General features: G+C 71.2%; 19 protein-coding genes. 15 read left to right on the forward strand and 4 right to left on the reverse strand.

Annotated features, from left to right (window positions below; all coding sequences use genetic code 11):
* Positions 1-19 precede the first annotated feature (19 nt).
* Both ACWCP0_RS22115 and mmpA read left to right on the forward strand, forming a co-directional pair.
* Positions 20-703, forward strand: a complete 684-nt coding sequence (locus ACWCP0_RS22115; protein ID WP_451080512.1) for an endonuclease V — start codon at positions 20-22, stop codon at positions 701-703.
* Between the two features lie 70 nt (positions 704-773).
* On the forward strand, positions 774-941 hold the full coding sequence (gene mmpA / locus ACWCP0_RS22120) for a morphogenic membrane protein MmpA (RefSeq protein WP_451080513.1): 168 nt from the start codon (positions 774-776) through the stop codon (positions 939-941).
* A 455-nt stretch (positions 942-1,396) separates the two neighbouring features.
* Here mmpA and ACWCP0_RS22125 read toward each other — a convergent pair whose 3' ends face one another.
* Complete coding sequence (locus ACWCP0_RS22125; protein ID WP_451080514.1) at positions 1,397-2,587, reverse strand: saccharopine dehydrogenase family protein; 1,191 nt, start codon at positions 2,585-2,587, stop codon at positions 1,397-1,399.
* A gap of 87 nt (positions 2,588-2,674) precedes the next feature.
* Between ACWCP0_RS22125 and ACWCP0_RS22130 the strand changes: the two genes are divergently transcribed.
* Complete coding sequence (locus ACWCP0_RS22130) at positions 2,675-3,058, forward strand: MmcQ/YjbR family DNA-binding protein (protein ID WP_451080515.1); 384 nt, start codon at positions 2,675-2,677, stop codon at positions 3,056-3,058.
* A gap of 64 nt (positions 3,059-3,122) precedes the next feature.
* Here ACWCP0_RS22130 and ACWCP0_RS22135 read toward each other — a convergent pair whose 3' ends face one another.
* Positions 3,123-3,620 carry a hypothetical protein gene (locus ACWCP0_RS22135; protein WP_451080516.1) on the reverse strand — a complete coding sequence of 166 codons (498 nt, stop codon included), beginning with the start codon at positions 3,618-3,620 and terminating at the stop codon, positions 3,123-3,125.
* Between the two features lie 149 nt (positions 3,621-3,769).
* On the opposite strand from ACWCP0_RS22135, the gene ACWCP0_RS22140 reads away from it, so the two are divergent.
* The 4 genes from ACWCP0_RS22140 to ACWCP0_RS22155 all read left to right on the forward strand — a co-directional run bounded on the left by ACWCP0_RS22140 (position 3,770) and on the right by ACWCP0_RS22155 (position 9,642).
* Positions 3,770-4,918, forward strand: coding sequence for a CaiB/BaiF CoA transferase family protein (locus ACWCP0_RS22140; RefSeq protein ID WP_451080517.1), 1,149 nt, complete (start codon positions 3,770-3,772; stop codon positions 4,916-4,918).
* Positions 4,919-4,950: 32 nt separating this feature from the next.
* On the forward strand, positions 4,951-6,093 hold the full coding sequence (locus tag ACWCP0_RS22145; protein ID WP_451080518.1) for an acyl-CoA dehydrogenase family protein: 1,143 nt from the start codon (positions 4,951-4,953) through the stop codon (positions 6,091-6,093).
* A 76-nt stretch (positions 6,094-6,169) separates the two neighbouring features.
* Positions 6,170-7,384 (forward strand): acetyl-CoA C-acetyltransferase, encoded by a 1,215-nt coding sequence (locus ACWCP0_RS22150; RefSeq protein ID WP_451080519.1) that lies wholly within the window; start codon positions 6,170-6,172, stop codon positions 7,382-7,384.
* Between the two features lie 41 nt (positions 7,385-7,425).
* The gene (locus ACWCP0_RS22155; RefSeq protein WP_451080520.1) at positions 7,426-9,642 is read left to right on the forward strand and encodes a 3-hydroxyacyl-CoA dehydrogenase NAD-binding domain-containing protein; all 2,217 of its coding nucleotides are present in this window, start codon (positions 7,426-7,428) and stop codon (positions 9,640-9,642) included.
* Between the two features lie 55 nt (positions 9,643-9,697).
* Here the strand turns inward: ACWCP0_RS22155 and ACWCP0_RS22160 are convergent, their stop codons facing one another.
* Complete coding sequence (locus ACWCP0_RS22160; RefSeq protein ID WP_451080521.1) at positions 9,698-10,432, reverse strand: MerR family transcriptional regulator; 735 nt, start codon at positions 10,430-10,432, stop codon at positions 9,698-9,700.
* Between the two features lie 177 nt (positions 10,433-10,609).
* Here ACWCP0_RS22160 and ACWCP0_RS22165 point away from each other — a divergent pair, with 177 nt between their 5' ends.
* The 3 genes from ACWCP0_RS22165 (at position 10,610) to ACWCP0_RS22175 (ending at position 12,834) form a co-directional block, all read left to right on the forward strand.
* Complete coding sequence (locus tag ACWCP0_RS22165; RefSeq protein ID WP_451080522.1) at positions 10,610-11,002, forward strand: Lsr2 family DNA-binding protein; 393 nt, start codon at positions 10,610-10,612, stop codon at positions 11,000-11,002.
* 203 nt (positions 11,003-11,205) lie between these two features.
* Complete coding sequence (locus ACWCP0_RS22170) at positions 11,206-11,799, forward strand: helix-turn-helix domain-containing protein (RefSeq protein WP_451080523.1); 594 nt, start codon at positions 11,206-11,208, stop codon at positions 11,797-11,799.
* A gap of 156 nt (positions 11,800-11,955) precedes the next feature.
* Positions 11,956-12,834, forward strand: coding sequence for a class I SAM-dependent methyltransferase (locus ACWCP0_RS22175; protein WP_451080524.1), 879 nt, complete (start codon positions 11,956-11,958; stop codon positions 12,832-12,834).
* A 100-nt stretch (positions 12,835-12,934) separates the two neighbouring features.
* Here ACWCP0_RS22175 and ACWCP0_RS22180 read toward each other — a convergent pair whose 3' ends face one another.
* Positions 12,935-15,028, reverse strand: a complete 2,094-nt coding sequence (locus ACWCP0_RS22180) for a HEAT repeat domain-containing protein (protein ID WP_451080525.1) — start codon at positions 15,026-15,028, stop codon at positions 12,935-12,937.
* Positions 15,029-15,218: 190 nt separating this feature from the next.
* Here ACWCP0_RS22180 and ACWCP0_RS22185 point away from each other — a divergent pair, with 190 nt between their 5' ends.
* The 5 genes from ACWCP0_RS22185 to ACWCP0_RS22205 all read left to right on the forward strand — a co-directional run bounded on the left by ACWCP0_RS22185 (position 15,219) and on the right by ACWCP0_RS22205 (position 18,707).
* A complete protein-coding gene (locus tag ACWCP0_RS22185; RefSeq protein ID WP_451080526.1) occupies positions 15,219-15,734 on the forward strand; it encodes a hypothetical protein in 516 nt (171 codons plus the stop codon).
* 168 nt (positions 15,735-15,902) lie between these two features.
* Positions 15,903-16,382, forward strand: coding sequence for a macro domain-containing protein (locus ACWCP0_RS22190; protein WP_451080527.1), 480 nt, complete (start codon positions 15,903-15,905; stop codon positions 16,380-16,382).
* A 77-nt stretch (positions 16,383-16,459) separates the two neighbouring features.
* Complete coding sequence (locus tag ACWCP0_RS22195) at positions 16,460-16,954, forward strand: hypothetical protein (RefSeq protein WP_451080528.1); 495 nt, start codon at positions 16,460-16,462, stop codon at positions 16,952-16,954.
* A gap of 215 nt (positions 16,955-17,169) precedes the next feature.
* Positions 17,170-17,505, forward strand: coding sequence for a PadR family transcriptional regulator (locus ACWCP0_RS22200; RefSeq protein WP_451080529.1), 336 nt, complete (start codon positions 17,170-17,172; stop codon positions 17,503-17,505).
* Positions 17,505-18,707, forward strand: coding sequence for a hypothetical protein (locus ACWCP0_RS22205; RefSeq protein ID WP_451080530.1), 1,203 nt, complete (start codon positions 17,505-17,507; stop codon positions 18,705-18,707). Before ACWCP0_RS22200 ends, ACWCP0_RS22205 begins: the two co-directional genes overlap by 1 nt.
* Positions 18,708-18,713: the final 6 nt, after the last annotated feature.

Below are 18,713 nucleotides of genomic sequence, written 5' to 3' on the forward strand. Positions count from 1 at the left end.
GTCTAAGGTGGGGGTCACCATGACCACCATCAGGACACCCGCCGATGCGACCGAGGCCCGCGCCGTCCAGGACGAGCTGCGCGCCCGCGTCGTACTCGACGAGCCCGGGCCGCCGCCCGGCAGCGGCCTGGTCGCCGGAGTGGACGTGGCCTACGACGACGAACGCGACGTCGTCGTCGCGGCCGCCGTCGTCCTCGATGCCCGCACGCTCGCCGTCGTCGAGGAGGCCACCGCGGTCGGCAAGGTCGCATTCCCCTACATACCGGGGCTCCTCGCCTTCCGTGAGATCCCGACCGTGCTGGCCGCGCTGGAGTCCCTGAAGGCCGGCCCCGGGCTCGTCGTCTGCGACGGTTACGGCCGCGCCCACCCCCGCCGTTTCGGACTCGCCAGCCACCTCGGCGTCCTCACCGGACTGCCGGTGATCGGCGTCGCCAAGAACCCCTTCACCTTCACCGCCGACCCGCCGGGCGACCGGCGCGGGGACGTCTCGCCGCTCCTCGCGGACGACGGCGAGGAACTCGGCAGGGCGCTGCGCACCCAGGCCGGCGTCAAGCCGGTGTACGTCTCGGTCGGCCACCGCGTCTCGCTCGACAACGCCTGCGCGCACACGCTCGCCCTCGCTCCCCGCTTCCGTCTGCCCGAGTCCACGCGGCGTGCGGACGCGCTGTGCCGGCGTGTGCTGCGGGAGGCGACGGTGACATGAGTAGCGGAGTGCGGCGATCTGAGTAGCCGTACGGATGCCTGCCGCGCTTCATGATCGGCAGGCTGGCCGTATGACGACACACCGAGCCATCCCCAAGCACCGCGCCGCCTCCGCCGCCTCTGCCGACTTCCGGCCCGTCGAGCGGGGCGTGAACGCCGTGTTGTTCGGTGCGCTGGTGATCGGGGTCGTGTGGCTGGGTTCGATGGTGTACACGATCGCCCGATGGGGGATGGACTAGGCGTCGTGTGCGGGGTCCGCGGCTGCTGCGCGGGGGCCCACGCGGCGGAGCCGCACATCGACTCGACCCGGCCCTGCCCCGCCCCTTTTCGAACTGGGGCTGCGCGACCCGGTCTGTCGGCACCGTCCGGTGGGCCCGCGTGGCTGTTCTCTGGTGCCGGACGGGCCCCGTAGGAGCCTCGGCGGCCGATTGAGGCACGGGGTTTCGGGGGCGAAGCCCTCGGACACGGGGCCTGTCACGGCAAGGACGACGCCGAGCGCGGTGCTGCGTAGGAGTGCCCCGAGGGCGAGGGCGAGGGCGAGCAGCCCGCTCGCGGTGAGCGGCAGCCCGGCGCCGAACACGGCGCGGCCACCGAAGGCCTTGCGGGGGCTGGGGCAGAGCGCCGGTTCGAGATGAGTCGGGGCGGGGAGAAGGCCCGCCGCAGGCGCGACGCCCTCGCCCCCCGCCGCACACCCCTACCGCGCGTCCGCCACCCGGAAGACGATGCCCGCGGCGCGCAGCCGGGCGATCAGCGCGTCGCCCAGGGCGACAGCCGTGGTGACCTGGCCTGCCGTCGCGGGGAGTTCGTCGAATGCGAGGCTGAGGACCGACTCCGCGAGCATCTTCGCCGTCTCGCCGTAGCCGGGGTCACCGCCCGACACCTCCGTGAAGACCCGGTGCCCCCCGCCCTCGCCGACGAAGCGGACCTTGAACCAGCTCCGTTCTCGCTGTTCCGCGCTGGGCCCGCGGCCCGGCTCGTAGCGGGCCATCAGCCACTCGCGGGCGGGCGGGAGCTGGGCCAGTGCCGCGAGGGCCCCGAGCGCCGCGGGGCCGCCGAGTGCCACCGGGAGCGTCCTGACCGACGCGTAGTGCCGGTACTGGAAGTCGGGACCGTACCGCTTGAGCCCTGCCGCCGACCGCGCCACTATCCGCGGGTCCAGCGTCGGGAGCGGCAGCGCCCAGGTGCCGGTCTCCCTGCTGAACCGGGGCGTTCCGAGCGGAGCCCGGGCCCTGCGGCCCACCAGCCGCGGCTCGTGCAGCCGCCGCTCCCGCGCCGCCCGCACGGCCTCGCGCTGCCGGCCCATCGCGGTGACGGCGGACGCGAACGTACCGCCGGAGAACATCCCGACACCGCTGACGAAGCCGTCGACCCGCAGCGGCACGTCCTCCGGAAGCTGCTGGACCGTGAAGTACGCCCCCAGGTCGTGCGGTACGGAGTCGAATCCGCAGGCATGCACGAGCCGGGCCCCGGTCTCGCGGGCGCGCGCGTCGTGGCGTACGAACATCGTGTCCACGAACTCCGGCTCACCGGTGAGGTCGGCGTAGTCGGTCCCGGCCTCGGCGCAGGCGGCGACCAGCGGCTCCCCGTACCAGACATACGGACCGACGGTCGTGGCGACGACACGGGTGGACTCGGCGAGTTCGCGCAGCGAGTCCGGGTGCGAGGCGTCGGCGACGAGCAGCGGCAGCTCGGAACAGGCCGGATCGATCGTGGCGAGCCGCTCGCGCAGCCGCTCCAGCTTGGCCGCGCTGCGCCCGGCGACGGCCCAGCGGCAGTCCTTGGGCGCATGCGTCGCGAGGTACTCCGCGGTGAGCGTCCCGACGAAGCCGGTGGCTCCGAAGAGCACGATGTCGTACGGCCGCTCCGGTCCGTTCTGCCTGTTCAATGACCCCTCCACCTGGTGGCCCCGCGCCGATGTCGCTGGGCGAGGCTAGCGTGAGAGCGGACGGACCGTGCGACCGGGAGGAGCGGGATGGCGGCACCACCGAAGGCGGCCCTGGCGAAATGGGAGAAGGTGCGGTCCTTTGCCCTGGGTCTGCCGGGCGCAGGCGAGGAATTCCCGTGGGGCGACACCGTCGTGAAGGTCAACAAGAAGATCTTCGTCTTCCTGGGCACGGACGACGGCAGCTATCCGCTCGGCATCGGGGTCAAGCTGAAGGACGAGGCGATGCATGCGCACGCCCTGTCCTGCCCGGGTGCCGAGCCGTCGGGATACGGCCTGGGGAAGGCCGGCTGGGTGCAGATTCCCCTGGCCCCGAAGGGCGCTCCCAGTGCCGGCGTGCTCTGCGACTGGGTCGAGGAGAGCTACCGCACCATCGCCACGAAGAAGCTGATCGCGGAGCTGGACGCGCGCTGACGACGACGCGCACTGGCGGCGACGCGGACTTGACGACGACGCGCACGCGTCCAGATCCCCGAGGTCACCGGTAGTCGTCGGGGTGGTCCTGCATCCAGACGTTGATCCGGTCGCGTGTGCCCAGGAGTTCCGCCTTGTGCTTCTTGAGGTTCGGGTAGCTCCGGTCCGCGCCGATGGTCCTGTGCAGCTCCGCGATCCAGGCGATGGGCTCGGGGAAGTGCCCGGGGCCCTTGGGATCGGCCTTCATCGCGGCGTCCAGCCCTTCCAACTCGTCGTACACGCGCCCGAGGACATACGCGCAGTTTCCCTCGGTCGTGCAGCTGTCGTCGAGCGTGGCCTGGAGTCCGGCGAACGCGTCGCGGACCTTTTCGGGTCCGGGTGTGGGCACCACCGTGGCCGCGTCGACCGGCGGCGCCTCGTCCGCCGCCGTGGGAGCCGCGGCTGCCGTCGGGCTGTCCGTGACGCCGCCGGGCTCGGCACCGTCCACGGACGAGCAGGAGATCAGCAGTGCCGCCGGAAGTGCGACGAGCGATGCGACGCGGACGGGGCGGGGTATACGCATGGAGTCTCCGTTCTCGGATCCGGCGAGCAGACTCTACTGTCACCGGCGAGAAAACCAAGCGCTTGCTCGCCTGAAGGGCTTGTGCGGAGTGGAACGCATTCTTAACATCACTGATGTTACATCAGTTGTGTCATAGTGCTGGGGGCTTGATGGCAGCGACAGGGAACGGTCCGCCGAGCGGTCCGCTGGCCGGAGTTCGCGTGGTCGAACTGGCGGGAATCGGACCCGGTCCGTTCGCCGCCATGCTGCTCGCCGACCTCGGCGCCGATGTCGTGAGGGTCGACCGCCCCGGCGGTGCGGGACTCGCGATCGACCCGGCGTACGACCTCACCAACCGCAGCAAGCGGTCCGTGCTCGTCGATCTGAAGACCGACGGCGGGCCCGAGCAGGTCCTGGACCTGGTCGAGCGCGCCGATGTGCTGATCGAGGGGTACCGCCCCGGCGTCGCCGAGCGGCTCGGCATCGGACCCAAGGAGTGCCACGCCCGCAACCCGCGGCTGGTGTACGGACGGATGACCGGCTGGGGCCAGGAGGGGCCGCTCGCCCAGCGGGCCGGACACGACATCGCGTACATCGCCGTCACCGGCACCCTCGGCATGATCGGCAAGCCCGACGAGCCGCCCGCCGTACCCGCCAACCTCGTCGGCGATTACGCGGGCGGTTCGCTCTATCTCGTCATCGGCGTGCTGGCCGCACTGCAGCACGCCCGCACCCCCGGCGGTACCGGCCAGGTCGTGGACGCGGCCATCGTCGACGGGGCCGCGCATCTCGCCACGATGATCCACGGGATGATGGCGGCGGGCGGCTGGCAGGACCGCCGCGGCGCGAACCTCCTGGACGGCGGCTGCCCCTTCTACGGGAACTACGAGACCGCCGACGGGCAGTACATGGCGGTCGGGCCGCTCGAGCAGCAGTTCTACAACGAGTTCGTCGAGCTGCTCGGCATCAAGGACGAGGCTCCGGCCCGCAAGGACTTCGCCCGCTGGGGCGAGCTGCGCCAGGTCGTGGCCGACCGCTTCCGTACGAAGACGCGCGAGGAGTGGACGGCGGTCTTCGAGGGCTCCGACGCGTGCGTCGCGCCCGTGCTGTCACTGCGCGAAGCCCCGTCCCATCCGCATCTCGCCGCGCGGGGCACCTTCGTCCACCACGGCGGGATCACCCAGCCGGCCCCCGCGCCGCGGTTCTCCGAGACGCCGGGTTCCGTGCGACGCCCGCCCGCGCAGCCGGGCGCCGACACGGAAGAGGTGGCGCGCGACTGGGACGTGCCGAGCATCCGGCAGCAGGGCGGGGAGCAGTGAAGGGAATGAACGGAATGAGGGGAACAGTCGGAATGGAACGACAGATCTTCGGCGCCGAGCACGACGCGTTCCGCGAGACCGTCCGGACCTTCCTCGCCAAGGAGGTGCTGCCGCACTACGAGCAGTGGGAGAAGGACGGCATCGTCTCGCGCGCCGCCTGGCTGGCGGCGGGCAGGCAGGGGCTCCTCGGGCTCGCCGTGCCCGAGGAGTACGGCGGAGGCGGGAACGCCGACTTCCGCTACAGCGCCGTGCTCGCCGAGGAGTTCGCCCGGGCCGGTGCCGCCGGGCTCGCCATCGGGCTGCACAACGACATCATCGGCCCGTATCTCACCTCGCTCGCCACCGAGGAGCAGAAGCGGCGCTGGCTGCCCGGCTTCTGCAGCGGCGAGATCATCACGGCCATCGCGATGACCGAGCCGGGCGCCGGCTCCGACCTCCAGGGCATCCGCACCACCGCGGAGGACCGCGGCGACCACTGGCTGCTCAACGGCTCCAAGACGTTCATCTCCAACGGCATCCTCGCCGACCTGGTGATCGTCGTCGCGAAGACGACCCCCGAGGGCGGGGCCAAGGGACTGTCGCTGCTCGTCGTCGAGCGCGGCATGGAGGGCTTCGAGCGCGGCCGCAACCTCGACAAGATCGGCCAGAAGGCGCAGGACACGGCGGAGCTCTTCTTCACCGACGTACGCGTCCCGAAGGAGAACCTGCTCGGTGATCTCCACGGCGCCTTCCTCCATCTGATGACCAATCTCGCCCAGGAGCGGCTGAACATCGCGGTCGCCGGGATCGCGGCGGCCGAGTACCTGCTGGAGATCACCACGCAGTACGTGAAGGAGCGCGAGGCGTTCGGGCGCTCGCTCGCGAAGCTCCAGCACATCCGTTTCGAGATCGCCGAGATGGCCACCGAGTGCGCCGTCACCCGCACGTTCCTCGACCGCTGCATCGTCGATCACTCGAACGGGGAGCTCGACGCCGTGCATGCGTCGATGGCCAAGTGGTGGGCCACGGAGCTGCAGAAACGCGTCGCCGACCGCTGCCTCCAGCTGCACGGCGGATACGGCTACATGAGTGAGTACCGGGTCGCGAAGGCGTTCACGGACGGCCGTATCCAGACGATCTACGGCGGCACCACGGAGATCATGAAGGAGATCATCGGCCGCTCCCTGCTCTCCTGACCCCGGTCCTCACCCGTCCCTTCCCACTCCTCACTCCGTTTGCGCAGCTCTCATTCGTGATGCGAAAGGCTCTGTCTTGAGTACCGAAGCGTTTGTGTACGACGCGATCCGCACCCCGCGCGGCCGCGGAAAGGCCAACGGCGCCCTGCACGGCACCAAGCCCATCGACCTCGTCGTCGGGCTGATCCACGAGATCCGCGCCCGCCACCCGGAGCTGGACCCGGCGGCGATCGACGACATCGTGCTCGGCGTCGTCGGCCCGGTCGGCGACCAGGGCTCCGACATCGCCCGTATCGCCGCCATCGCGGCCGGACTGCCGGACACGGTCGCGGGCGTGCAGGAGAACCGCTTCTGCGCCTCGGGTCTGGAGGCCGTCAACCTGGCCGCGGCGAAGGTCCGCTCCGGCTGGGAGGACCTGGTGCTCGCCGGCGGCGTCGAGTCGATGTCCCGGGTGCCGATGGCGTCCGACGGCGGCGCCTGGTTCGCCGACCCGATGACCAACTTCGACACCGGCTTCGTGCCGCAGGGCATCGGTGCCGACCTGATCGCCACCATCGAGGGCTTCTCGCGGCGCGACGTCGACGAGTACGCGGCGCTCTCCCAGGAGCGGGCCGCGGCGGCCTGGAAGGACGGGCGCTTCGACCGTTCCGTGGTGCCGGTGAAGGACCGCAACGGGCTCGTCGTGCTCGACCACGACGAGCACATGCGCCCGGGCACCACCGCCGATTCGCTGGCCGCGCTCAAGCCCTCGTTCGCGGGCATCGGCGACATGGGCGGCTTCGACGCCGTCGCGCTGCAGAAGTACCACTGGGTCGAGAAGATCGACCACGTCCACCACGCCGGCAACGCCTCGGGCATCGTGGACGGCGCCTCGCTCGTCGCGATCGGCTCCAAGGCCGTCGGCGAGCGGTACGGGCTCACGCCCCGGGCCCGCATCGTCTCCGCGGCGGTCTCCGGCTCCGAGCCCACCATCATGCTCACCGGCCCGGCCCCGGCGACCCGCAAGGCCCTGGCCAAGGCCGGACTGACCATCGACGACATCGACCTGGTCGAGATCAACGAGGCGTTCGCCGCGGTCGTGCTGCGCTTCGTACGGGACATGGGGCTCTCCCTGGACAAGGTCAACGTCAACGGCGGCGCCATCGCGCTCGGCCACCCGCTCGGCGCCACCGGCGCGATGATCCTCGGCACGCTCGTCGACGAACTGGAGCGCCAGGACAAGCGGTACGGCCTGGCCACGCTCTGCGTCGGCGGCGGCATGGGCGTCGCCACCGTCGTCGAGCGTCTCTGACCGTCCCGTCCCTTCCCCTTCCCGCCGTACGGAGAGCAGCAATGGCAGCAACACCGACGAGTTCCACCATCCGCTGGGAACAGGACGAGACCGGCGTCGTCACCCTCGTCCTCGACGACCCCCACCAGTCCGCCAACACGATGAACCAGGCCTTCAAGGACTCCATCGCGGCGATCGCCGACCGCGCCGAGGCCGAGAAGGACTCGATCCGCGGCATCATCTACACCTCCGCCAAGAAGACCTTCTTCGCGGGCGGCGACCTCAAGGACATGATCAGGCTCCGGCCCGAGGACGCCCAGCTCGCCTTCGACACCGGCACGGCCATCAAGAACTCGCTGCGCCGCATCGAGACCCTCGGCAAGCCGGTCGTCGCGGCCATCAACGGTGCGGCCCTCGGCGGCGGTTACGAGATCGCGCTCGCCTCCCACCACCGCATCGCGCTCGACGCGCCCGGCTCCAAGATCGGCCTGCCCGAGGTCACGCTCGGCCTGCTCCCTGCGGGCGGTGGCGTCACCCGCACCGTGCGCCTCATGGGCATCGCGGACGCGCTGCTGAAGGTGCTGCTGCAGGGAACCCAGTACGCCCCGCAGCGCGCGCTGGAGAACGGCCTGGTCCACGAAGTGGCCGCCACGCCCGAGGAGATGCTCGCCAAGGCGCGCGCCTTCATCGACGCCCACCCCGAGTCCCAGCAGCCCTGGGACGTCAAGGGCTACAGGATCCCGGGCGGCACGCCGTCGAACCCGAAGTTCGCCGCCAACCTGCCCGCCTTCCCGGCCAACCTGAAGAAGCAGCTGAACGGCGCCCCCTACCCGGCACCGCGCAACATCCTCGCGGCCGCCGTCGAGGGCTCCCAGGTGGACTTCGAGACCGCGCTGACCATCGAGGCCCGGTACTTCACCGAGCTGGTCACCGGCCAGACCGCCAAGAACATGATCCAGGCGTTCTTCTTCGACCTCCAGGCCGTCAACTCCGGCGCCAACCGCCCCCAGGGCATCGAGCCGCGCCCCGTCCGCAAGGTCGCCGTCCTCGGCGCCGGGATGATGGGCGCGGGCATCGCGTACTCCTGCGCCAGGGCGGGGATCGAGGTCGTCCTCAAGGACGTCGACGCCGACGCCGCCGCGCGCGGCAAGGCGTACTCGGAGAAGCTGCTCGACAAGGCGCTCAGCCGGGGCCGCACGACCGAGGCCAAGCGCGCCGAGCTGCTCGCCAGGATCACCCCGACCGCCGACCCGGCCGATCTGGCGGGCTGCGACGCCGTCATCGAGGCCGTCTTCGAGGACCCGGCGCTCAAGCACAAGGTCTTCCAGGAGATCCAGGGCCGTGTGGAGCCGGACGCGCTGCTCTGCTCCAACACATCCACGCTGCCCATCACCCTGCTGGCGGAGGGCGTCGAGCGGCCCGCCGACTTCATCGGGCTCCACTTCTTCTCGCCCGTCGACAAGATGCCGCTCGTCGAGATCATCAAGGGCGAGCGGACCGGCGACGAGGCGCTGGCCCGCGCCTTCGACCTGGTGCGCCAGATCAACAAGACCCCGATCGTCGTCAACGACTCGCGCGGCTTCTTCACCTCGCGCGTCATCGGCCAGTTCATCAACGAAGGTGTGGCGATGATCGGCGAGGGCATCGAGCCCGCCTCGGTCGAGCAGGCCGCGGGGCAGGCCGGCTACCCGGCGAAGGTGCTCTCGCTGATGGACGAGCTGACCCTCACCCTCCCGCGCAAGATCCGTGGCGAGTCGAAGCGGGCCGTGGAGGAGGCCGGCGGTACGTGGGCGGGCCACCCCGCGGACGCGGTGATCGACCGGATGGTCGACGAGTTCGGGCGTACGGGCCGCAGCGGCGGGGCCGGTTTCTACGACTACGTGGACGGCAAGCGGGCCGGGCTGTGGCCGGGGCTGCGCGAGTATTTCGGGGGTTCCGGGGGTCGCCCCCCGGGCAAGCACAGTGGGAAGCCGGACGTGCAGGTTCCGTTCATCGACATGAAGGAGCGGATGCTCTTCTCCGAGGCGCTGGACACCGTCCGCTGCCTCGAGGAGGGCGTGCTGGCCTCGGTCGCCGACGCCAACATCGGCTCCATCATGGGCATCGGCTTCCCGGCCTGGACGGGCGGCGTGCTCCAGTACATCAACGGGTACGAGGGCGGCCTGCCCGGCTTCGTCGCCCGGGCGCGTGAGCTGGCCGCGGCCTACGGCGAGCGCTTCGAGCCGCCGGCGCTGCTGGTGCGGAAGGCCGAGAAGGGCGAGGTCTTCACCGACGCGTGAGCCGGCGCCGCCGGCGAAAGGCAGGGCCCCCGTGGATCGCGCGGGGGCCCTGCCCTCACTCGGGCTGCGACTGGAACGCGGCCCGCAGTTCCTCGCGCAGCGACCGCTGGAACGCCGTCACCAGCGCCTGGATCACCATCGGCTGCATGTGCGCCGACAGCGACTTCATCGTCGCGACATGGTCGGGGTCCGACTCCCGCTCCCGGTACGGCCCCCACACCTCGTCCCGGAACAGCCTGGTCAGTTCGTGTGCAGCCGCGCGGGCGTGCTCCAGGAGGACCGTGCGCGAGGCGAGGATCGTCTCGTGCGCGATGGGGACGTCGAGGAGTTCCACACCGAGCCGCAGCAGCCCGCCGTCGAGCCGGAACATGTCGGGGACGTCGGTGCGGTCGAGGACGCCCATCGCCGCGAGGCGGTCGACGTCCTGGTCCGACAGCGGCCGCCCGGCCCTGCGCTCCAGGTCCGCCCGTGCGACCTCATCGGCCGACTCGGGGGCCCAGGACGACACCAGGGCGCGGTGGATCGCCAGGTCGTGCGCGCTCAGATCGGGCGGCAGCTGTTCCAGGTAGCGCTCGATCGCGGCGAGCGTCATGCCCTGGTGCTGCAGCTCCTCGATCAGCGCCAGCCGGGACAGGTGGTCCGCGCCGTAGTGCCCGACCCGGCGCGGGCCGATCACCGGCGGCGGCAGCAGGCCGCGGGTGCTGTAGAACCGGATCGTGCGGACGGTGACCCCGGCCCGCGCGGCCAGTTCGTCGACGGTCAGCGTCAACTCCTCGGTCTCGGTCGCCATGGTCTCCCTCGCTCCGTGCGTGCACCGTCGGGTGCAACAGTATTGCTGTCTCACCAGTGTTGTGAAAGCGGCGGGAGTGTCCGGGCCGATTGTTGTGACTGAGCGCTCCAGCCGGCGAATGAGTGCTCGGGTCGGCGGAACTGAGCGTCCGAGTTGGCGGGCAGGATAGCCGTCGGCTTGCCTGAGCTGGGCCTGGGCATGGAGGAGATGGAACCGTCCGAAGACCCTGATTACCCGTCCTGGCGCAGGGAGTGGGTACCGATTTCCGCGGAAAGCGACGGCTTCTACGGGAAGTTCCTGGACACGCGCACCGGAAGCATCGGATCTTGGACCGAGGGGTCCTGTCCCGAAGAAGGCGCATACACCTCGCTGTTCGCCTTCTTCCAGGATGTGGCGGACCACCTGGAAGGGGTCTCGGGCAACGCGAGCGAATCCGCCGGGGACCGTATGCGCGATCGCAGTCCGCAGGGCGAGGCGATACGCCTCTGGGCCCGCGCGAACGGCTACGTCGTCAATGACAAGGGGCGTATCCCTGCCTCCATCCGCGAGGCGTACGAAGCATCACTGTGAGCGTCGTACGTGAGCCCGCCCAGGGGCGCCGCCGCCGATCACCACGGCGTCGGCGGTCTCACCGGGCGAAGACAGGGTGTCGGTCCTGGCCTCGGAAGTCGTCACAGGCATGGGCGCCCCATTCCTTGCGGTGAGCAGGCCTCCAGGGGCCCTTACGCGTTCACACCAAGCACGCCTTGCGTTCTAGGCATACAATGTTGCTTATGGCGCAAGACAATGGTGAGCTCGACAGCCTCGTACGCAAACGGATCCGCGCACTGCGCGTGGCACAGGGCTGGTCCCTCGACGAGCTGGCCACCCGCGCGCGGCTCAGCCCGTCCACGCTCAGCCGCATCGAGAACGGCCAGCGCCGCCTTGCGCTGGACCAACTCGTCACCCTCGCCCGCGCCCTGGACACCTCCCTCGACCAGCTGGTCGAGACCGCCACCGACGATGTCATCTCCAGCCCGATGATCGACGCGGCCCACCAGCTGATGCGGTGGCCCATCCGCGCGGACCCGGGCATGACCGTCGTGCGCCAGCGCATGACGAACCCGCCGCCCGACAGCCCCTCGCGCATGCGCGCCCACCCCGGCCGCGAATGGCTCGTCGTCCTCTCCGGCACTGCCATCCTGCTGCTGGGCAACCGGCGCTTTCGCGTGGAGACCAACCAGGCCGCCGAGTTCCCCACGATGCTCCCGCACGCCATCGGCGCCGATGGCGGACCGTGCGAGGTCCTCGGAATCTTCGACCGCGACGCCCGCCGCGGCCACCAGCGCAACGAGGGCAGCGGTGAAGCGAGCCGCCCATCGCCATGAATGCGCTGCCCTTCAGCGGCTCCTGCGTGCCGCAAGGTGCCGTAGCACACCGCAGGTCAGCAACGTCTTGCGCAGCGAGCAGGCCGAGCGGCCATCGTCTTGCTCTTTTGGGAAGCGGCCGTGCCGTCCGCCCTTGATCCTCTTAGCGTGGCCGGCATGACTCACGCATCCCCCAACACGGCGCACGACCACGGCGCCCACCCGGTCCATCAGCACGGCGCGGACCACGACGCCGACGGTCAGGCGGAGATCCTCGACCTGGACGCGGAAGTGCTTGCCGAGCACATCGCCTCCATCACCGCATGGTTGCCCGTCAAAGCCGGCCCCCGTCACATCGTGGATCTGGGCTGCGGGACCGGGGCCGGCACCTTCGCACTGCTCAAGCGCTTCCCCCATGCCGAGGTGACCGCCGTCGACACCTCGGCCGGCCACCTGCACCGTCTGCTCGAGAAGGCCAGGACAGCAGGCCTGGCCGATCGAGTGCACACCGTCCAGGCCGATCTCGACGCAGCGTGGCCCGACCTCGCCACGCCCGACCTGGTGTGGGCATCAGCGTCCATGCACCACATGGCCAACCCTGACGACACCCTGCGCCGGGTCCACGACATGCTCACGCCGGGCGGGCTGTTCGCCGTCGTCGAGCTGGCCGACTTCCCCAGGTTCCTGCCCGAAGACGCCCCCGAAGGCCGTCCCGGTCTCGAGGAACGCTGCCACGCCGCACTCGACCGGCACCACGCCGAGCACGTGCCGCACCGCGGCGCCGACTGGGGATCCGAACTCACCGCTACCGGCTTCGCCATCGAGGCCGAACGCACCATCACCGTGAACATCGGCCCACCCCACACGGAGGCAGTCGGCCGCTACGCACTCAACAGTCTGCGCCGCATGCGCGGCGGCGTCGCCCAGGCACTGGCAGCCGAGGACCTCACTGCCCTCGACGAGCTCCTCGACACCGACAGCCCCCACAGCATCCTGCGTCGGGACGACCTGACGGTACGCACCGAGCGCACGGTGTGGGCCGCACGACGCACCTGAAGGCGCTTCGCGGCCGACGCGTGACTCAGCCGGCGTGCCGACAGTCGGTGCGCCGCCACCTGCCGACCCGAGTGCCCGGTGGGGCAGGCTCCGTCAGGATTCAGGCCAGCCGCGTGAGGATGGCGCAACCGGTGCGCTGCAGTTCCTCGTCGTGCTGGATGCTTCTGAATCGGCCACTGCGGCGGAGCAGGGCGAGCTCCGCGCGGATGCGAGGCAGGGCTGGTGCCGCGGCGGCGCCCATTCGATTCAGGCACGCCAGGACGTGGTTCGATGTGGCGTCGTTCTCCTCCCAGGCCGTGAGCAGGGTCTGCACGACGACCACGGCCTCGGCCGGGCCGCCGATGTCCCACAGGGAGGTCGCGGCGTGGAGGCGAGTCCACTCGTAGTCGGCGGTCAGCATCTTCCGCAGGCGCGGTAGCGCGCGTGCGGCGGGCGGGCCGATCCGGCCCAGCACGTCTGCCGCCTCATGGTGCCGGTAGCTGTCGAGCAGGTCGTTCAGCAGCGGCACGACGGCCGCCGGGTCGCCCTCGGCTGCCCACAGCGCGGCCGCGGCGGCCACCCGGACACCCACATCGTCGGCCCCGGCCAAGGCCCGGACCACTTCACGAGCGGGTGCGGCCGCAGCACCGAAAGTGGCGAGTGCTTCCAGGGCGGAGGCGGCGGTACGCCACTCCTCGTGGCGCACCGCGGCGGTGGCGGTATGCGTGATCGGGGGCACAGCCGCCGGGTCGCCCAGTTCGGCCAGCGCTGACAACAGAGCGTTCGCACTCATCTGGGGCCACTGCACGGACAGGTCGATGCGGTAGAGGTGCCGGCACAACCGCGGCACCAACTGGTCGGCGGCTGGGCGAAGACGGCCGGCCACCTGCACGGCGCGCCAGGAGTCGACGTCGCTGTCCAGGGCCGTCAGCAGGCCGGGAAGGGCGCGCATGTCGCCGAGGCGGGCCAGTGCCCTGACGGCTTCCTGGTGGGCCCGGCGCAGCAGCGGTTTCGGCGTGGCCCATACCTCCGGCCCGTGCGCGGCGCACTGTGCGGTGACGTACATGGCGAGGGCTTCGCGGGCGGGTTCGGCGATGGCCTCCAAGCCACCGAGAGTCTCGGCCGCTTCGGCGGCGGTGTACGGATCGTCCAGGACCAGGCAGTCGGCGACCATCACGACCAGGACGGTGTGGTCGCCGCGCCAGGAGCCCATCAGGTCCTTGGCCATGCGTATCGCGTCGTGGCGGGTACCAGGATCAGGGCTGCGAAGCTGCTCGGCGAGGAGGGCGGTGCGCTCGGGCACGCGGGAGTCCAGCACGGCATGGAAGGTCCGAAGCAGGGACGTGGCCGGCGAGTGAATGCGGTTGTGCCGGTCGATGTCCTCGAACGCGGCAGCGATCTGGGGCGGCACGTCCTGCGCCGCCGCCGGCGCTTCGGGAGCCGTGCACAAGCACTCCCCGGATCCGGATCCACATGCCCCGTCGCCAGTCTCGGGTACCGGGGTGGGCGTGATCTGCCGCAGCAGGCCGATCGCCGCCGGCACCGTATCGACACCGATGCGTTCCGGGGTGCAGCGGGCGCCGTGGACGACGGCGGCGAGCCGGACCGCCGGGTCCGTCACCGCATCGGCGGCCAGAGCGTCGAGCCAGGCCGTCGCGGCATCCCGGGCGGCCGGAAGGCGGAGCGCCAGCGTGGCCATCGTCTCCACGACCAGCAGCCGCTCTGCGACCCGGTCCTCGGCGGGCAACCGGTCGCGCAGCAGCGCGGCTGCCCGGTCCGCATCATCGACAAACAGGCCCAGCCCCTCGATGGCCGCCCGGCGCACCAGCGGATCGGCATCCGACGCGTAGGAGACGAAAGCGTCCGCGCGCTCGCGCACCACCACCGCGCTCCCTGCGTAGTCCGGTCCGTCGACGTACACGATTTCGCACCGTTCGACGGCATGGCGCCCGATGCTGACCAGCAGCTCGACGATCGAAGCACGGTCGGGCGTGGCGGGGTCGTCGGCCACGGCGAACAGGAACGGCAGGCTCGCCGTCGTGCACGCGTACACGTCCCCCTGGTGATGGACCGCGCCGTAGAAATCGCCGAGCGCCTTCTCGCGGACCTCAGCGTCCGGCGATCCCAACGCCCTCAGCCACGCAGGAACGTCGCCGGCCGGGCCGTACGCATGGGTCATCGACGACCAGTCGATGCTGTCAAGTTCGTTGATCACGGGCGGCACTATGCCGGAGGGCACTGACAACGATGTACAAACATGTCATCACCCCTTCGGACCGGCTCCCACGGCCCTGTCCGCCGCTGGGGCGGGCCACGACCTCGGGTCGAGGTGGGGCGGAGCCGCGTCTGTAGGGTTCGCTTGTTCGACAGGCGGGGCGGCAGGCCCCGGGGGAGGGGTGTGGGGCGTGAGTGACGCGGCTCGGAACAGCGGTTCCTGGGAGATCGGTGACCAGGAGGGCGGCGTGCTGGCGGCACGCTGGTGGCAGTGGGCGCTGTCGGCGCCCGACGACATGAGCCCGGTCGCCGACGAGACCGGTGAACACGCTGCCTGGCAGCAGCCGGAGGACCTGTGGTTCCTCTCCGGGACCTACGGGGGCCGTGTGGTCCGGCGGTGCGAGGTGCCCTCCGACCGCCCCCTGTTCTTCCCTGTTCTCAACATCCAGCACACGAAGCACTACTCGCGGAAGCCGCTGACCCTCTCGGTGGAGGAGGCGAAGGCCTTCCTCAACGGAGTACCGCTCTCACTGAGGGAATTCACCGCGCCGCTGTTCCGGGTAGGGCTGCGCATGCATCTCGCCTGGGGGATATGGGCGGGCATCGCTCCCCTGGCGCCGGGACAGTACGTCCTGGAGATCAAGGGCAGCACGACCGGCGGGTTCTGGGTCGACACGACGTACCACCTCACCGTCGTGCGCGGGTAGCGCCTTCCCGCGGCGGACAACGATGATCACTGGCACATCAGCACATGGACGTATGGCGATGCGTGGCTACGCGTTGAAGCCGTCCCATAGCTGAGCACTCCAGTTGGCCCGTGAGGTCAACTGGAGCGCTCGGTCACCATGGTCGGAGGGGGCACGTACGGTGGTGGCATGTCGGGGATCACATATGTACGAGGGGACGCCACCGCGCCGCACGGCAAGGGCGTCAAGCTGATCGCGCACGTCTGCAACGATCTGGGCGGCTGGGGCAAGGGCTTCGTCGTCGCGATATCCCGGCGCTGGCCCGAGCCCGAGGCGGCGTACCGACGCTGGCACCGGGAGCGGGCGGGGAACGACTTCGGCCTGGGAGCGGTCCAGTTCGTCCAGGTCGGCCCGTATGCGTGGGTGGCGAACATGGTGGGGCAGCGCGGAATGCGCACGGGCAGCAAGGGGGTGCCCGTGCGGTACGAGGCGATCGACACGGCTCTCGGGGCACTGGGCGACAGGGCCGTGGAGCTCGGCGCGTCGGTCCACATGCCGCGGATCGGCTGCGGCCTGGCGGGCGGCAAGTGGTCACGGGTGGAGCCGTTGATCACGGAGCGGCTCGTGGCGCGCGGCATACCGGTGACGGTGTACGACTTCGAGCCGTAACCCCCCTCGGGCTTGGTGTGTACCTGACGCTAGAGTGCGGTGCTTGTTCGATTTGCTGCGCGATGAACGGGGAGGACATGAGCGCGCAACTGAGGGAGACGGCCACCGAGTTGGCCGACGTCTTGTGGCGCGAGCACACCGTGTACCGCGAGCGGGCCGGAGGCGTGGTCATCCGGGGTGAGCACGTCCAGCGCTGGATCAGCCTCGCCCCGAGCGGCGGCAGGGACGAGATCCTGCTGCGCGCCGGCCGGATACTGGACGGCGGCACGACCGCCCCTGCACGTTCGGAGGCGGTCGCGAGCCTCGCTGCCGGGACGAGTGAACTGGCCGCGATATGCCGCCGCCTCCTGGCCGAGACGGCCGCCGACGCCGCACCCTCCGCGCCGCGAGCTTCAGGGGGCCCCGCACGCCCCGAGCGCCCCCGGCGTTCCGGGCGGTCCGGGCGGTCCGGGCGGTCCGGGCGATCCGAGGGACAGGGGCGGCACACGAGCTTCGCCTCGTGGATCGTCATCCTCTGCGTGATCGGCATGGTCGCCCTGTACGCCTACAGCGTGGCCCGGGTATACCCCTAGGTGCGTTGAGCCGGGGGAGTGTCCCGCATGCGCTCAGCGGGTGGGCGATGCGCGCCTCTTCCGGTGTCGCGCGCTGCGCGTCGGGCGTGCTCGCGCAGTCGGGGCAGGTCACGTCGTACGCCCGCCGCGGGCGCCGCGGCGGGTTTTCCTCTGCGTGTTCTGCGTTCTGTGTTCCGGGTCTGTCGCTCGAAACTCTACCTATGTAGAGTTGATTCATGTCGCCTCGTTCTCGGCGCCCGTCGGCGCAGACCACGGCCGTAGTGCTGGCGCTCGCGCAGAGCCCTTCCACCTGGCGGTACGGCTACGAGCTGTGTCAGCAGCTCGGTCTCAAGCCCGGCTCGATGTACCCGATCCTGATGAGGCTGGCCGACCGCGGGCTGCTGGAGGCCTCCTGGGAGACCGATGCGCCGGCCGGCCGGCCGCCCCGGCACATGTACCGGCTGACCGGGCCCGGCCGGGCGCTGGCGGCCGAGCTGGCCGCGTCGGCGCCCGCTTCGCCCGCTCCGGCTCCCGGCGGCGTGCGGCCGCGTCCGCGATGGGAGGGAGCGTGATGCGTACGGAGCACCGTTACGAGCTGGTGGTGCTGGCTGCCGTGGGCGCGGTGTTCGCTGCGCTCCTCGCGCTGGCGTTCGCCACGATGGGCGCGCCGGACACGCACGACTCCCTGGCCGTCGTGATCATTTGGGCGGTGTTCGCCGCGCCGTCGCTGATCGCGGCCAGGCGGCTGTGGAGGGCCTGGTGGACCCGTGCCGGTGCCGCCCTGTCGGGGATGGACGGGCCGGCCCGGCTGCTGGCCCTCGCGGTCGCCGTACTGCCTGGAACCCTCCGCGACTGGGGCAGGGCCATGACCGCCGAGCTGGCCCAGGTACCGGACCGGGCCTCGCGGTGGCGGTTCGCGGCCGGCTGCGCCAGGGCGGCGCTGTTCCCGCCGCGCCGCAGCCAGTTGCCCGTACTCGTCGCAGGGGCGCTGACTGTCGCCGCGGCAGTCACCGCGGTCTCGGCGGTCGGGCAGGCCCTGCCCGCGATGCGGCCCTTCGCGGTGACCTTCGTCGTGCTCGCCGGCGTCCTGGCCGTTCTCGCCGTGGCTCGATCACCCCGGATGCGCCGGCCCGCGTCGGGCGCTGCCGTCACCGTGACCGGGCTGGCGGGGGTGGCCGGCTGTGTGGCCCTCAGCGCGTACCTGCTCGGGAAGGATCCGGCCGACGCGCGGTCTCTGGGGCCCGTCCACGCCGTGGTCCTGGCCGTCGGACTGGCCGGCTGCCTGTGGCTGGTGCTGGCCCCGCCGCGGGCACTGACCGCCAGTCGGCTCGCGCGCCGCGTCGGCGTCGGCGCGGCCCTGGCCCTGGGCGGCGGGTTCCTGCTGGTTTCGCGGCTCCTGGAGGGCCGGAGCACCACCGTGCCGTTCCTCCCGATGCTCGCCATGGTCGCGGTCGCCTTCTTGGGATCGGCGGCCGTGGCCGCGGCAGGCCGGTCGTTCCCTGCCGGTGTCCAGGCCGCGGTGTGGACCGTGTCGGTCGGCACGCTGCTGCTCTTCTCCGGCTGGCTGGTGGAGGCTGTGCGCTGGTACGGCATCGACGCGGGCCTGTTCCTGGACGAGGCGACGGCGCCCATCGGCGTGAATGTGAAGGACGCCGTCTTCTGGGTCCTCGTCCTCGTCCCGGCGTGGGGGCTGCCGTTCGGGGTGATCGGGGCGGCTCTCGGCGCGAGAGGCGCCCGCCCGCGCGCCCGCCGGGCGACTGCCCCGGCTCCATGAATCCCC

The organism is Streptomyces sp. NPDC001970 (assembly GCF_053594115.1).

What these genes read in the sequence shown, in the direction of transcription:
- ACWCP0_RS22115 (WP_451080512.1), top strand. Translation starts at nt 20, where the DNA reads ATGACCACCATCAGGACACCCGCCGATGCGACCGAGGCCCGCGCCGTC.
- mmpA (WP_451080513.1), top strand. Translation starts at nt 774, where the DNA reads ATGACGACACACCGAGCCATCCCCAAGCACCGCGCCGCCTCCGCCGCC.
- ACWCP0_RS22130 (WP_451080515.1), top strand. Translation starts at nt 2,675, where the DNA reads ATGGCGGCACCACCGAAGGCGGCCCTGGCGAAATGGGAGAAGGTGCGG.
- ACWCP0_RS22135 (WP_451080516.1), bottom strand. Translation starts at nt 3,620, where the DNA reads ATGCGTATACCCCGCCCCGTCCGCGTCGCATCGCTCGTCGCACTTCCG.
- ACWCP0_RS22140 (WP_451080517.1), top strand. Translation starts at nt 3,770, where the DNA reads ATGGCAGCGACAGGGAACGGTCCGCCGAGCGGTCCGCTGGCCGGAGTT.
- ACWCP0_RS22145 (WP_451080518.1), top strand. Translation starts at nt 4,951, where the DNA reads ATGGAACGACAGATCTTCGGCGCCGAGCACGACGCGTTCCGCGAGACC.
- ACWCP0_RS22155 (WP_451080520.1), top strand. Translation starts at nt 7,426, where the DNA reads ATGGCAGCAACACCGACGAGTTCCACCATCCGCTGGGAACAGGACGAG.
- ACWCP0_RS22160 (WP_451080521.1), bottom strand. Translation starts at nt 10,432, where the DNA reads ATGGCGACCGAGACCGAGGAGTTGACGCTGACCGTCGACGAACTGGCC.
- ACWCP0_RS22170 (WP_451080523.1), top strand. Translation starts at nt 11,206, where the DNA reads ATGGCGCAAGACAATGGTGAGCTCGACAGCCTCGTACGCAAACGGATC.
- ACWCP0_RS22175 (WP_451080524.1), top strand. Translation starts at nt 11,956, where the DNA reads ATGACTCACGCATCCCCCAACACGGCGCACGACCACGGCGCCCACCCG.
- ACWCP0_RS22190 (WP_451080527.1), top strand. Translation starts at nt 15,903, where the DNA reads ATGTCGGGGATCACATATGTACGAGGGGACGCCACCGCGCCGCACGGC.
- ACWCP0_RS22195 (WP_451080528.1), top strand. Translation starts at nt 16,460, where the DNA reads ATGAGCGCGCAACTGAGGGAGACGGCCACCGAGTTGGCCGACGTCTTG.
- ACWCP0_RS22200 (WP_451080529.1), top strand. Translation starts at nt 17,170, where the DNA reads ATGTCGCCTCGTTCTCGGCGCCCGTCGGCGCAGACCACGGCCGTAGTG.
- ACWCP0_RS22205 (WP_451080530.1), top strand. Translation starts at nt 17,505, where the DNA reads ATGCGTACGGAGCACCGTTACGAGCTGGTGGTGCTGGCTGCCGTGGGC.